This is a genomic window from Microcystis sp. BLCC-F209 (assembly GCF_041928595.1).
Taxonomy (GTDB): domain Bacteria; phylum Cyanobacteriota; class Cyanobacteriia; order Cyanobacteriales; family Microcystaceae; genus Microcystis.
Map to the genome: position 1 here is coordinate 1 of NZ_JBHFLL010000348.1, position 14380 is coordinate 14380.

At 41.9% G+C, this 14380-nt stretch carries 11 protein-coding genes; 6 read left to right on the top strand and 5 right to left on the bottom strand.

Features of this window, described 5'->3' with window-relative positions:
* The first annotated feature begins 740 nt into the window (after window positions 1-740).
* Complete coding sequence (gene gloA / locus ACE1AQ_RS23220) at window positions 741-1151, top strand: lactoylglutathione lyase (RefSeq protein WP_008202018.1); 411 nt, start codon at window positions 741-743, stop codon at window positions 1149-1151.
* A 10-nt stretch (window positions 1152-1161) separates the two neighbouring features.
* The gene (locus ACE1AQ_RS23225; RefSeq protein WP_106908040.1) at window positions 1162-1635 is read left to right on the top strand and encodes a CYTH domain-containing protein; all 474 of its coding nucleotides are present in this window, start codon (window positions 1162-1164) and stop codon (window positions 1633-1635) included.
* An 18-nt stretch (window positions 1636-1653) separates the two neighbouring features.
* Here the strand turns inward: ACE1AQ_RS23225 and nusB are convergent, their stop codons facing one another.
* From nusB to murF, 5 genes are all read right to left on the bottom strand, one after another.
* On the bottom strand, window positions 1654-2307 hold the full coding sequence (nusB, locus tag ACE1AQ_RS23230) for a transcription antitermination factor NusB (RefSeq protein ID WP_002789075.1): 654 nt from the start codon (window positions 2305-2307) through the stop codon (window positions 1654-1656).
* Between the two features lie 137 nt (window positions 2308-2444).
* Window positions 2445-3908, bottom strand: coding sequence for a DNA phosphorothioation system restriction enzyme (locus tag ACE1AQ_RS23235; protein ID WP_008202022.1), 1464 nt, complete (start codon window positions 3906-3908; stop codon window positions 2445-2447).
* A gap of 275 nt (window positions 3909-4183) precedes the next feature.
* On the bottom strand, window positions 4184-4771 hold the full coding sequence (gene hemJ, locus ACE1AQ_RS23240; protein WP_008202023.1) for a protoporphyrinogen oxidase HemJ: 588 nt from the start codon (window positions 4769-4771) through the stop codon (window positions 4184-4186).
* Between the two features lie 707 nt (window positions 4772-5478).
* A complete protein-coding gene (locus tag ACE1AQ_RS23245) occupies window positions 5479-6429 on the bottom strand; it encodes a hypothetical protein (RefSeq protein WP_110543277.1) in 951 nt (316 codons plus the stop codon).
* Window positions 6430-6543: 114 nt separating this feature from the next.
* Window positions 6544-7914 (bottom strand): UDP-N-acetylmuramoyl-tripeptide--D-alanyl-D-alanine ligase, encoded by a 1371-nt coding sequence (gene murF / locus ACE1AQ_RS23250; RefSeq protein WP_106908038.1) that lies wholly within the window; start codon window positions 7912-7914, stop codon window positions 6544-6546.
* 350 nt (window positions 7915-8264) lie between these two features.
* On the opposite strand from murF, the gene ACE1AQ_RS23255 reads away from it, so the two are divergent.
* From ACE1AQ_RS23255 to ACE1AQ_RS23270, 4 genes are all read left to right on the top strand, one after another.
* Window positions 8265-9533 carry a hypothetical protein gene (locus ACE1AQ_RS23255; RefSeq protein WP_106908037.1) on the top strand — a complete coding sequence of 423 codons (1269 nt, stop codon included), beginning with the start codon at window positions 8265-8267 and terminating at the stop codon, window positions 9531-9533.
* A gap of 227 nt (window positions 9534-9760) precedes the next feature.
* Window positions 9761-11026: a phosphoribosylamine--glycine ligase gene (purD, locus tag ACE1AQ_RS23260; RefSeq protein ID WP_110543279.1), complete on the top strand. Its 1266-nt coding sequence runs from the start codon at window positions 9761-9763 to the stop codon at window positions 11024-11026.
* A gap of 210 nt (window positions 11027-11236) precedes the next feature.
* Complete coding sequence (locus ACE1AQ_RS23265) at window positions 11237-12463, top strand: glycosyltransferase family 4 protein (RefSeq protein WP_008202032.1); 1227 nt, start codon at window positions 11237-11239, stop codon at window positions 12461-12463.
* Between the two features lie 125 nt (window positions 12464-12588).
* On the top strand, window positions 12589-14145 hold the full coding sequence (locus ACE1AQ_RS23270) for a type II CAAX endopeptidase family protein (protein WP_110543282.1): 1557 nt from the start codon (window positions 12589-12591) through the stop codon (window positions 14143-14145).
* Window positions 14146-14380 lie beyond the last annotated feature (235 nt).

Here is a 14380-nt window from a genome sequence, read left to right on the forward strand (position 1 = left end):
TTCTAGGTTCTGTGTGATAAGTTTAACTTATATAGGATCGATCAATCTTTGTGTCCTTTGTGTCTTTGTGGTTCCTTCCACTCGCTCGCTAGGAAGAATGTATCTTAGAATACATTTTGCCCACCAAACCTAAGAGAGCCACCCACCTTCCGCACTTCTTAAGTAGTCGTGCAAAATTAATTTCCTAGTGAAGATAGGCAAGAGGCAAGAGGCAAGAGGCAAGAGGTGTTTAGATATGTGTAATTAATTTTGCTTAGGTACTTAACATTCAATTGATAATTTTTACTAATACATTGATTACAACCTTTTGCCAGTAAGGATTGTAGCTACAATGATCGATTTTCATCAAGGGGAAGGATTGTAATTTGTTTTCTCAGAAAAAATCAATTATTGAAAATGTTCTCAATAGTAGTTTCTACAATGAAGGTTTTTCGTCAAAACATCTTGGGGAATGTAAAAATATATAAAGATATATGAAGATGTGCGGAATGTCGGATTGAATACTGCACACTTAAAACTCAAATCTGATAACTGATAGCTGTCTCGGAGTCTCCCGTCTCGACTAGGAAATTAATTTTGCACGACTACTTACTTAATCGCTTTTGGGAGTAAGTGGTTTTACTGGTTAGCCGTACATTTGTATTAGTATAATTGTTGACCCTCAAGGAGATAAGAAGGCCCAAGGACTGGTTACAATCAAGGATAAGTAATTTTTCGATCGATGTCATCTCAAAATAATCATGCGTCTCTTACACACCATGCTCCGGGTCAATAACTTGCAGGAATCTCTACAATTTTACTGCGACGTGCTAGGAATGAAGTTATTGCGCCAGAAAGACTATCCCAATGGTCAATTTACCCTCGCTTTCGTCGGTTATGGCGATGAAGCTAATCATGCTGTCATCGAACTGACCTATAATTGGGGAGTCGATCACTACGAAGTCGGTAATGCTTACGGTCATATTGCCCTAGGCGTGGATGATATCTATAGCACCTGTGAGAAAATTAAAGCCCTTGGTGGCAATGTCACCCGGGAGCCAGGCCCGATGAAACACGGTTCTACGGTGATTGCTTTCGTGGAAGATCCTAATGGCTACAAGATCGAGTTAATTCAACTAGGAACCCAGGGGGCTGCCGTGGTTACGGCTTAATCAAAAACCTATGACTGTTGAAATTGAACGGAAGTTTCTGGTTAAAGGGGATCACTGGCGATCGCTGGCTGCGGGCAAGTTGTATCGTCAGGGATATATTCCTACCCAAGATGGATTGACAACTGTGCGAGTTCGTGTAGTTGGAGATCGGGGTTATTTAACCATTAAAGGCAAGACTGAGAGCATTAGTCGTCAGGAATTCGAGTATGCAATTCCCCTAGAAGATGCGGCACTCATGTTAGAAAACCTCTGCGAAAAACCTTTAGTCGAAAAGATTCGTCATCGCATTTCTCTGGATAATTTTACTTGGGAAGTTGATGAATTTTTGGGAGACAATCAAGGCTTGATTATGGCTGAAATTGAGTTGGAACAAGAGGATCAAGTCATTACTATTCCTGATTGGATCGGCGAAGAAGTCACGGGAGATGAGCGATACTACAATAGCAATTTACAGAAATTTCCCTATAAAATCTGGTCATTGTAGTATTAATTTCCTACCAGTTTAACTCTGGGTAGATACGGCTTTTTCTGCTTCGTTTAGCTTATTCGTTACCCGTCGGAGAACGCCATTAATAAAACGATAACCTTCATCATCAGAATAACGTTTGGCTAATTCGATCGCCTCATTAATTGCTACTTTTTGAGGTATATCGAGATAGAGCATTTCTGCCACGGCAATTTGCAGGATATCCCGATCGATTCTTGGTAAACGATGTAGTTGCCAATCCACTAAAGCGCTGGTTAATTCCTGTTCGATTTCCGCACGACGACGATAGACTGTACCGATTAATTCTAGGGCATATTCCCGCACTTCGTACTGACTGGATAACTGGACAATTTCGGGAAAATCTATCACGGTTCCTAAACGATTAATGGCATTGTGGGTAAGAGAAATTGCCTCTTTTACCATAGTTTGAGCGCTTTTTAGATTTGTCGCCTTAGTATCACTAGCGAGAATCCTTTCATTACCACGACTAATTTCAGCAGCAGCGGTTTCTAAGGTTTCTTGAATTTCCAGGGTTAAGGTTCTAACTGCGACTAAAATTAAATCATTTAAAGTTTGCTGTTCTAGGTTTTCAGGATTGCCTTTAATCTGACTTAAACTCAAAAGGGCAAGTTCTCGAGCAATGCGGCGGGGTTGTTGACGGGGAGGCATAGAAATTTAGAAGGAGAGGAAAGAAAATTATACAACTTTATTGATCGCTATCCGGTTGGGTTAATTTTTCTCGGCGATCAATTCTTGACTAACTTCTATTCTAGCATAAAAGCTTCAAAAATATGAATTTTTAACTTTTAATTAGACAAAAGACAATATCTATCTTGAATCTCCCCTAATTTAGTCTCAGCTTCTTGAGCATTAATAGCTAATTGGGCAAACTCTAGAAAGCGTTTTAATTCCCTGCGTAATAAATTCCTTTCTACTTCCCAAGTTTCTCGATCTAAGGTCGGTGGCATAACGATCATATCAAATAAAGTGGCCTGTTTTTTATCGGGATGGGGGCGCAATATTCGCCCGCGACGCTGAATAAATTGGCGAGGATTACCGCTACTAGCCAGAATGACTGCGTTTTGAATTGATGGCAGATCTACTCCTTCATCTAAACATCTAATTGCCACTAATCCTTGCAGATAACCCTCTTCAAATTGTTGGCGAATTTTTTCTCGTTCTTCTAGGGAAGTTTCTGCGGTGTAGGTAGCAACTCGATAACCTAATTGATTGCCCAATAAATGAGTAACTGCCTCTACTTGACGACGATAATTAGCCGTATAATTTTCCACATAACCATCCCCACAATAAAATAAAGTATGATCCGTATCTAAACGCTCTTGCATCAGTTGTTGTAAAGCCTGTAATTTATTACTTGCTGAACCAATTAATCGCGATCTTTGCATTAACAGTGCTGTTAAATTTTCATTGCCATTTAAATTACTATTTTTCTGCAAAGTCCAGCCGATTCTTTGGGTTAATTTTGCGTACAATAAAGCCTCACCGTCGGTTAACTCAACCAAGACTGGATAATAAAAATAATTGACTAAAGCTCCTTTGTTAATAGCATCAGCTAAGGTAAATTCTGGTTGTAGAATTTGTCCAAAATATTCAAGAATAGCGTCAGTTCCTTCCTCATCAAAATATCTTTCAGGAGTGGCGGATAAAGCCAACCTTAGACCTAAAGAACGGGGTAATAATTCCTCTAATCGGGGGGAACCTAAATTATGTGCTTCATCACCAACGATTAAAGTTTTATCGGGAAAAAATTTTATTTGTGATTGAAAACCCTCGCTAATAAAAGTTGAGTTAGTAGTTAAAATAGTGACAAATTTTTGATTACCCGCTTGCACATTGTATAACTCTGTGGATAGTTGACTTTGCCATGTATGGACACTTTCGTAGGCTAAAATCGGTTTAAGATTAAATTTTTCCGCTTCTCGTTGCCATTGATTAACTAGGTGACGATAGGGACAAATTACTAATAATACTTGCAGTTCTATCGCTTGGTAAAGCTCCATGGCAATAGCTAAAGCAGTAATAGTTTTACCGCTGCCGGTGGCCATTTTTAAAGTTCCTCGTCCCCGATTACGAAACCAACTGATAATCGCTGTATTTTGGTAGTCTCTCAATTCCAAATCGGGAGGAATTCTAGGAATACCAGAGGGATTAACTCGATAGAATCCTCGCAATTCAGCAACTTGTCTGAGCTTGCGGGAATTAAGAAAATCTCTAGTTATTTTTTCCCAATCTATCCAGCAACTATTCATAGGACCTCTTGTAAAAATCAAAAATTGTTGTTAGGGTTAGGAGACTCCGAGACAGGAGAAGGGAGCGCGGCAGCAGCGAGAAACAATCCATAGCTTGGCAGTTCATCACACTATTACAAATAGTTTTGGTATAAGCTCAAAAATAGCAGAAAGCCAAAAATCTAAAGGCTAAAGGTTGCTACCTATACAATTGGGATGGACTAAAAAGACCATCCCACAGCTATCAAACCACTCTTAACTGTTATCCTAGAAACCTAGGCAAGGATTAGGATAATTTACATGGTTGCTACTTCTTCTTTTTGGGGAGTATTTTGCCGAAGTTTTTCTTGATCTTTGCGACGTTTTTTAGCATAAAGTTGGATTGTCACTGCCATTAATACCACTAAAGCTACAATTAACCAAGTGGTCAAATCGAGGGGTAATTGATTCTTAAATACTGCCAAAAGGACAATAACTACCAATAACAGGGTTGGTGCTTCATTTAAAGCCCGAAATTGCTGTCCCGTCCAATTACATTCCCCTTTTTCTAGCTTTTTCATGATGCGACCACAGTAGAAATGATAGAGCAGTAAAAGAGCCACAAAGGATAATTTAATATGTAACCATCCCGATTTTAAAATTTCCGGTTCTGTGGAGATTAAACCGATCGCCATGGCCACGGTGACAATCATCCCAGGTGTGGTGATGATATTGTAGAGTCGCTTCTCCATGATCTCGTATTGTGCTTTCAGAATAGCTTGTGCTGGTTCGGTTTGTGTTGCTGCCTCCGCATGATAGACAAACAAACGTACTAAATAAAATAGTCCCGCAAACCAAACAACTACCCCAATCAGGTGAAATGCTTTAAACCAATAGTAAGCCATAGTCTATATTGTGATGTGAGTCCCGAATTAATTAGTCTAAGAGTTATCCATGCTTTCCCAGACCATCCCTATACAAAAGTTTAGACGGAAAATAGGGGTTGCGGAGCAGGGAGAAGGGAGAGGGGTGTAGGGTGTGGGGTGTGGGGTGTAGGGTGTAGGGTGTGGGGAGCTTTTTCAGTAAACAATAAACTAAAAACTCACATCTGATAACTGATAACTGATAACTGATAACTGTCTCCTAACCCAATGTTGGACAAAGATAAGCAAAAACTATTGATTGACTCCAAAAACTTGAGAATATTTAAATTAACATTCCGCAATATTTATAAATTCTTAAAAATTAATTGAGAAAGATTTTTATTTAACAACGATGTTATGCTAGTTACAGCGATTTTACTGAATTTCATAATGGGTTGTCCTGTGCTTTTTTGGCCAGCAATGTCTGAAACCCTTGCCACATCTAGAAGGTGATCCTAATTAAGACAGGTAAATGAGTCAATTTCACCCACAACGATGATCTTTTTTTTGTGTAGTTTTATTGCAAAAAAAAAGTTTTTTTGACAAAAAGCACAAAGTATGAATTATGAATTATGAATTATGAATTATGAATTATGAATTATGAATTATGAATTATGAAGTGGGAAGAATAAATAAAAATAATCTCCTGACGACCGACTCCTTACTCGGAGAATACTGACGACCCATAGCTAATTATCTAAGAGCAGAGGTCGCAGAAAACCGCCATAATTCTCGTCATCTGTACCGATAAAGACTTCTACTTCACCTCTAGGAGATTCTCTGGTGGTCACCGCTTCCACTTTGGAGCCGTCGATTTCTGCGATTTTTAGGGGATTAGGGGCAATAATTAGACTATTATCGGCTGTAACTTGACCAATACGGTAAACAGCACTTCTAAACACTCCCGCATTATCTGGATCGTCAGCAGAAGCTATGTAGATATTACCTTGCTTATCTACGGCTAAATCGGAGATGGGGCGAATATTTTTACCGCTACCAAAAGGACTCCGAAAAGTTACCGACTGAAATTCCCCGAATTTTAAGGGATTGAACGAGATATCCGTCCAGCGAATTTTTGTACTCTCTTGACTATCGGCCCGTTCTGCGTAGATAAATAGATAACGATCGCCTTGGCGACTAACAGCGATCGCCTCTACATTTTCCACCGCAGTGGGCCAATTTATTTGCTCAACTATCTTGACTTTTTGCTGGTTATATGCTAGTAAAAATAGTCTTTGAAAAGGTTTTTTCTCGCCACTTTCAGCCAACAAAAATAAATTAGTTTCTGGGATATGAGTAATACTTTCGAGATCGTTACTCAATCCCTCTGGATTTGGCCAATCTACCCTTAAAACCTGCCATAATAGCGGTTTTTCCTGCGTAGGTAGCTGTAAAAGACTCAGTCTTGGTTGAGATGGCTCTCTGTTTTTGCCCTTATTTTTGGCATCGTGAACCCCTAGAAAAATATCCGCTTCTACCCAAGCTAAACCACTGAGATCCGGGAGATAAGTCTCCAGTCGTCTCGATTGTTGAGCAAAAGAGACTTGCACGGCCGAAAAAAAGAAAACTAGCCCTAAAATCCCTGAAAAAACAGTTTTTAATCGGCTATTCTTGCTAAAAAATGCTCTATTATCTAACACCTATTCCCTAACCCCCAATCAGCTAAGAAACCGCTTATTCTTAGATTAGCACACCCCCCCGACGTCGGGGGGGCAAGGGGGGGTGTTGCCTCTTGCCTCATCTCAACAGGCAATTTAAATTACGAACAGCTTATCACTGATTAACTCCTCCACCACCCGATTTAACCCGACGGAATGGGAAGCCTTGCATAAAATGCGATCGCCAGAAGCGATCACTTCCTTTAAACGATTAATTAAATCTGCGTGAGTTTGAAAACATTCGCAAGCGACCCCAGTAGCGGCCTCAGCAATAAACTTAGCTTCTGGGTCATCTACCAAGACAAACAAGCGATCTATGCCTAGTTTTTGCACCCTCTCACCCACTTGGCGATGTAATTGCTCCGAAAAAGACCCTAACTCCTTCATCGTGCCTAAAACAGCAATATGACGCTGACCGGGGGTAGCTTTCAGTAAATCCAAGGCCGCTAACATTGATTCTAGACCCGCGTTATAGGTTTCATCGAGGAGTAGGATATCTGGCTCTAATTGGTAACGTTTGGCCCGACCACCGGGTAAATTAACCTTAATTCCCTCTTGCAAAGAAGTCCAATCGATGCCTAAAATTTTCGCTACAGCCAGGGCCGCCATAAAATTTAAAGCATGATGACGACCAGATAAAGGTAAGTTAAAATCTAGTCCATTGACTCGTAAAGTATTTAAATCCAGTAATTCTCCGACTATATCGCCGCCAGAGAAGCCATAGGTAATTGTTTCCCCCTGCCATACCCGTTTAGCCGTTTCAGTAAGTAAAGGGTGATCGTGGTTAAGAACAGCTATACTACTAGAAGGAGACTCGGCCAATAACTCGCATTTAGCCTCGGCGATCGCCGCTTCTGAGCCTAAACGACCGATGTGAGCGGTTCCCACATTAGTAATCACCGCGATCGTCGGTTGGGCGATTTGAGCGAGCAGGGCAATTTCTCCCGGTCCGCGCATTCCCATCTCGATTACGGCACTATCGTGAGTTTCATCCAGTTCCAGGAGAGTTTTCGGCACTCCGATCTCATTGTTATAATTAGCCAGGGTTTTGTGTACCTTTCCCCGGGAGGCTAGTAGGGAGGCGATTAATTCTTTAGTGGTGGTTTTCCCCACCGATCCCGTAATAGCAATCACGGGTATAGTAAATTGATTCCGCCACCAATGGGCTAATTGCTGATAGGTTTCTAGGGTATTCTGGACTAGGAATACGGGAATATTTTTAGAGGAATTTACCGAAACTGGCTGATCGACAATCAAGGTCGCCGCTCCTTTTTCGATAGCCATATCGATAAAATCATGACCATTAAAATTATCACCCTTTAATGCCAAAAATGCTTGTCCAGACTTAATACTACGACTATCGGTATTAATGCCAGATACTAAACTATCGGGACTAAAACTTATGTCACAATTATCTTGTAAGGACAATAATTGATCTAGTTGATTGAGGGATAAATGACAGGGCATAGACAATAAAAATACTTAGGAGTAAATTCCGAATGATCTAGAGCATGGATTTTGGTTTAACGGTAACTTAGATCACATCTAGTCGGGGTTTCTTTTTGTTAACTTAATTAGTAGGGGACGCTGCCGAAAATTTTATTAATCTGGGCATAGTCCGCAAGCTGGGCTAGGTAAGCCAAAGGGAATTTTCCCAAACTTGCCAAGCTAAAATCGATCGACTCAATCAGTATAATGACCCAAAAAGGGGCATCATCAGAAGGAACCATCTACTATCTAATCACAATTGACCCCTTTATGGTCCTAGCCCTAAAATCCATCCGCTTACTGATTTAGGAGGGCTAAATCAAATAACCATGGCTAGTCTAAACACTGAACAAAGACAAACAAGAGACGAAGAAGAGCTACTGTGCGATTATTGGCTCGACCGCGCCAGGACCGATTCCCCCGAGCAATTAATCGAGGATTTTCGCCGTCTGTTTATCGAAGGTGGGGGCCATCGAGAAGCTCCTATTTATTTAGCCCTAGAGCGTCTTGTCAAGGGCAAAGATGCCGAAATTCGTTTTGATCATTTCTTTAACCGCTGCTGTCATATTTTAGTGAATCGATGGCAAACCCAGCCCACCCATCAGCCGGCAATTCCCGAATTGCTATCGCTGCTGGAGAATTTGCCCTCCGCACGTCTGGGACATTACAGCAGCCCCAATACTTTGCGCCATCTGGTCAAAAATTTTACCCTCTCGGATGACTACGTTAAGCTGCAGCGTCTGGCGAGAATTATTAGCGGCAAATACAGCGAAAACACCGCCGCTTCCCTGGGAACCCTGATTAATCGTTATCCCTACCTCTATGATTACTATTTACTCGGTGATGACAGCCCCCGAGAACAGCGACAAACCGTTAGACGTATTAAAGTAAAAACCGAGGACCGTTTCGAGGTCAATCTCTCTCGTTATGTCACCTATCAGGTACGTTTGGCACAGGCGGCCCATAGCCCAAAAATCAGGGAAGAAGCGGTGAGAATCATTCAACCGGTAGAAAATCCCACCCTGCTCAATGATAAGGAACTAAATCGGGCCCTCAAGCATTATCTGGGGAAGGTAGCAGGAAATTATACTTATAAAGCTCTCTCGCAAAATTTTCTGGCGAATACAGTTTATACCCGCACCTATAAAGATTTTAAAAATGATCTCTACGATTATCTGATTACCTGCTTAGACTACGGTAAGGGGCAATTTAACCAAAAACTCGACGATATCCTGCAAAATACCCTACCCCATTGCGATCAACAAAAACCGAGTCAATTTCTGATGCTGCGTACTTCTAGCCAACTGTTAAATTATCTGGTGGTGGAAAGCGGCCAAAAACCCGATCATTACCTTTTTATGGATATGATCACCAATATGGGGGTAACTCGCACTGTGGGGTTATTGCTCAAGTTGGTTTTGATCTGTCCCCAGGCAAAACCCCACTTAGATAAACGTTTTTCGATTCTGTTTAACCACTACGAGAGTTATTCTTGCGATCGGGTGCCTTGGTTGGTTAAATCCCTAGAAAATCTGCAAGTAGCTTTTAGTATTCATTTCGGCCAAGTTGATTTGTCCTGTCTCCGTCAAATCCAGTGATCAGCTGTTCCCTATCTAGGGTCTGCTGAAAAAGTTTTTCGTGGGTGCAGGGTGTGGGGTGTGGGGGAGTGGGGAGAATAAATAAAATAATCTCCTATCTCCTGACTCCTATCTCCTGACTCCTGAATCCGTCAAATCGAAAAAAGTTAAGTAATCTCAACTTCTAGCCCATGGCACCCCAGAGCTAGGGGATAATTGAACCATTGTCATTTAGGCTGCGTTTATCCGTGAAAATTATCGTTATCGGCAGTGGTGGTCGAGAACACGCTCTAGCTTGGAAACTGCTGCAATCGCCTCAAGTAGAACAAGTGTTCTGTATTCCAGGTAATGGGGGAACGGCAATTTTGCCTCAATGTGAAAATATCCCCCTAGCAATGGAGGCTTTTGCCGAAATTAGCCGTTTTGCCCAGGAAAATTGCGTCGATTTGGTGGTTGTCGGGCCAGAATATCCCCTCTCCCTCGGCATTACCGATCATCTTCTCGCCCAAGAAATTGCCGTTTTTGGCCCCACGCAAACTGGGGCCCTAATTGAATCGAGCAAATCCTGGGCCAAAGAATTAATGAGCGAAGCCGGAGTGATCACCGCCGCCTCGGAAACCTTTACCGATGCAGAATTAGCAAAAACTTATATCCGAGAGCAAGGAGCGCCCATCGTGGTGAAAGCCGACGGATTAGCCGCAGGAAAAGGAGTAATTGTCGCCGAAACCGTAGATATGGCCCTAGAAGCGATCGATGATCTTTTTACCAGTGGCTTTACTAAAGTCGTGGTGGAAGAATTCCTAGAGGGGGAAGAAGTGTCCATCCTCACCCTCACCGATGGGATCAGCTTTCGTTCCCTGCTACCCGCCCAAGATCATAAGCGCATCGGTGAAGGCGATACCGGCAAAAATACCGGCGGTATGGGAGTTTATGCCCCCGCACCCATAGCCACCGCCGCCATTATCGAAGCGGTGGACCGAGACATCCTTGCTCCCATCGTCGCTACCCTGCAAAAACGCGGCATTGACTATCGGGGAGTCCTCTATGCGGGTTTAATGATTTCCCCCGCCGGAGAGCCAAAAGTTCTCGAATTTAACTGTCGTTTTGGCGATCCCGAAACCCAAGCGGTTTTACCCCTACTGGAAACTCCCCTGGCACCGCTGCTGCTGGCTTGCGCTCAACAAAAATTAACTGATTTCCCCTCTTTACAATGGCGCTCCGGTAGTGCCGTTTGTGTGGTGGCTGCGTCTGCCGGTTATCCCGACCACTACGAAAAAGGCCAGTTAATCACGGGAATTAAGGCCGCTGAAACCGCAGGGGCGATCGTTTTCCACGCTGGCACGGTTTTAAAACACGGCGATATCTTCACCGATGGCGGCCGGGTTTTGGGTGTCACGGCTATGGGGTCTAATTTTAATCAGGCGATCGAACTTGTCTATCAATCGGTGAAAAGGATACACTTTCAGGGCATTTATTATCGTCGTGATATCGGCCACCGGGTACGAGAAAAATAAGGGTCAGTATTTAGGCCGGGGTAAGGAGGAATAGTTAGGGGTTTTGAGCATTAATTGATCAGCTAATTTCCCTTTTTTTCCGCATCTCCCACCGCTAATCCTCACCTCTTTCTAGGGTAATCCCTGACAAAGGCGAATCCGATTTGTCAAAAAACCAGTAACTATTGATAAAATCATGAAACTGAATCGCCCAACCAAATTGCCATCCCTATGCGAATTTTGCTCTATTCTTATAACTATTATCCCGAACCGATCGGCATTGCTCCCCTAATGACAGAATTGGCGGAGGGATTGGTTAAAAGAGGTCATCAAGTCAGGGTTTTAACCGCTTTTCCTTGGTATCCTAATAGTGAAATCGATCCCGAATACCGAGGAAAAATCTATCTAGAAGAAGAACGAAATGGTGTTAAAATTCAACGTTCCTACGTCTGGGCCCGTCCCCAAAGAAGTTTAAAAAATCGAATTTTCTTTGAATTGAGCTTTGTTTTTTTGAGTTTCTTTCAGGCTCTCAAAGGCGAAAAACCCGATCTAATTTTCTTAACTGTCCCCGGATTACCCGTTTGCGTTCCCGCCGCTTTATTGAGTAAATTATACGGGGTACCGATCATTCTAAATTTGCAGGATATTCTGCCTGATGCGGCAGTTCATGTGGGATTATTAACTAATCAGAAAATGATTAAAGTTTTTAGTCGTCTCGAAAAATTTGCCTACAAAACTGCCAGCAAAATCTCAGTTATTGCCGATGGTTTTACCAAAAATCTCCTCACTAAAAATGTGCCGAGTCAGAAAATTATTGAAATTCCTAATTGGGTGGATGTCAGCTTTATTAAACCTTTGCCGAAAAACCATAATTATTTCCGCCAAGAAAATCATCTTGAGGGCAAGTTTATTGTTTTATATTCTGGCAATATTGCCCTAACTCAACCCTTAGAAACCCTGATCGATGCCGCAGTTCAATTAGTTAATATTCCTGAGATTAAAGTGGTAATTGTTGGTAAAAAAGAAGCCCTCGATCGCCTAGAAAAGTATCGCCAACAACAGGGGGCCAGTAATGTGCTTTTATTACCCTTTCAACCCCGGGAAAAATTACCAGAAATGTTAGCCGCTGCTGATGTGGGTATGGTGATGCAAAAACATAACGTTATTTCCTTTAATATGCCGTCCAAAATTCAGGTATTATTAGCTAGTGGTCGTGCTATTATTGCTTCTGTTCCCGCCGATGGAACTGCTGCTAGGGCGATCGAGCGTAGTGGTGGTGGTTTGGTGGTTAATCCTGAAGATCCGGAGGCATTAGCTACAGCTATTTTAAAGCTATACAAAAACCCAGATTTAGCAACTATACTAGGAGAAAAGGGACGACAATACGCGGAGGAAAATTATGCCTTTGAAAAGACTTTGGATCAATACGAAAAGCTTTTTTCTCAAGTAGTTAGTTAATAATTAGGGAATAGGGGAATGGGGAAATGGGGAAATTCAACTAAAACCCTAGAACCCCAAAACCCTAAAACCCTAAAACCCTAAAACCCCACCATCTAACCCCTAACTCCCAATTCCCTATTTTCATGTTCGATAATTTTTCAAAAAAACTCCCCTGGCAAAGTCTCAAACAAGTGATCGCTTTTGTCTTAACAATTATTGCTTTAACTCCAGTGGTTACAGCTTTAATTTCTAGTGTTAATCAGCCTCAAATCCAATCGAATATTCAACTGTATCAAACCAATCTCAATCTACAAGCTACGACTCTAAGCAGCGATGCTGATCCTAATAGCGAGGAATTTGCTAATCTTAAACTAATTCAAACTTCCCTGATCGGTGAAGAGCCTTATATCACTGCCGAGGAACAGTATTTATCAGCCCAGAAAAGTACCAAAAAAACAATCACCGAACTAAAAAAATCAGCAGTTAATCCCGAACAAAAAAAATCCCTTGAGCGGGAAATCAATTCCCTAAAGGATTTAGATCTAAAATTAAGTCTCATTCAAGCTAGTCAAGGTGACTTGGATGCGGCAAGGCAAATCTGGCAAAACATCAAGGAAAAATCAGAATTTGAGAACTATAAACCTGCTGTTTTAAAAAATGCACTGCTGTTAGAGGGATTGTACAGTGAACCCCCCCAAATTGCCCCCGATGCTGAAGCGAGAATCGAGCGCAATTTTCAAGGATGGTTTCGTTATACCATTCTGGAAAAATTATATAGTCTCGAAAATCGTCAAGAGGATTTACTCGCTTTAGAGGAAGAACAGAGTGAAGTGGCGGCTAATGCCTTAATTAAACTAATTTTACTGGCTGTGTTGCCTCTTATCGGCGGTTTAATCGGTTTTCTGCTGTTGGTCTTTTTATTAGTGCAGTGGCTGCTCCGCAAACGGCAATCGCTGCTCTTTTTAGATGATAGTCTCGCTTGGCAAACTAAGTGGGGAGGAGAAACCCTCTGGTGGGGAATAATTATTGGTTTCTTTTTCGTCGGACAAATTGTTTTACCGGTAATTTTCGGGATTTTATCGAGTTTCTTGAGTCTCAATCCCGAAAAATTTAACCTAGAAGCTAAAGCAATATACGTTGTAGTTAGTTATTTAGCCTTAACAGTGAGCAGTTTATCGGTTTTATATCTAGCAATCAAGCCTTTTCGCCCTTTACCTCCCGATTGGTTTCGTTTTAACCTCTTTAGTCCTTGGCTTCTCTGGGGGTTAGCTGGCTATTTCGTCGCTTTACCCCTGGTTATTATCGTTTCTTTGCTCAATCAACTAATTTGGCAAGGACAAGGGGGTAGTAATCCGCTGCTGACTTTAGCCCTAGAATCACAGAATACCTTCGCTTTGCTCTGTTTTGGCTTTACTGCTTCCCTTGCCGCTCCTTTTTTCGAGGAAATCGTCTTTCGCGGCTTTTTACTAGCTTCTTTGACTCGTTATCTACCCGTCTGGGGTGCAATTGCGCTTAGTAGTTTGATTTTCGCCCTTGCTCACCAAAATTTGTCAGAAGTGCTGCCTTTAACTGTCCTAGGTTGTGTTCTTGGCTTTGTTTACACCCGCTCGAAAAATTTATTATCCTCGATGTTGGTTCATAGTCTCTGGAATGGTGGCACCCTGTTAAGTTTATTTTTATTGGGCAGCGGTGCGGGTTAGGTGAGGTCAAAAGTCTCTGGTTTTCGGGGTAGTCTAGAGATGATGACAAATACCGCCGTACTTCATTTCTATGAGAAACACTGTAATTTATAATTAGGGTTTGCTGAATAATGGTAAAAACCTTTTAAAATAAGGCTTTTGACCTGTTAAAGTCCGATGTTCATGCTGCGAAAATAGGATTGGGACTTTCAAAAACCTTGCATTATCCTTCTTGTGGTACATCGCTTGGTACAAA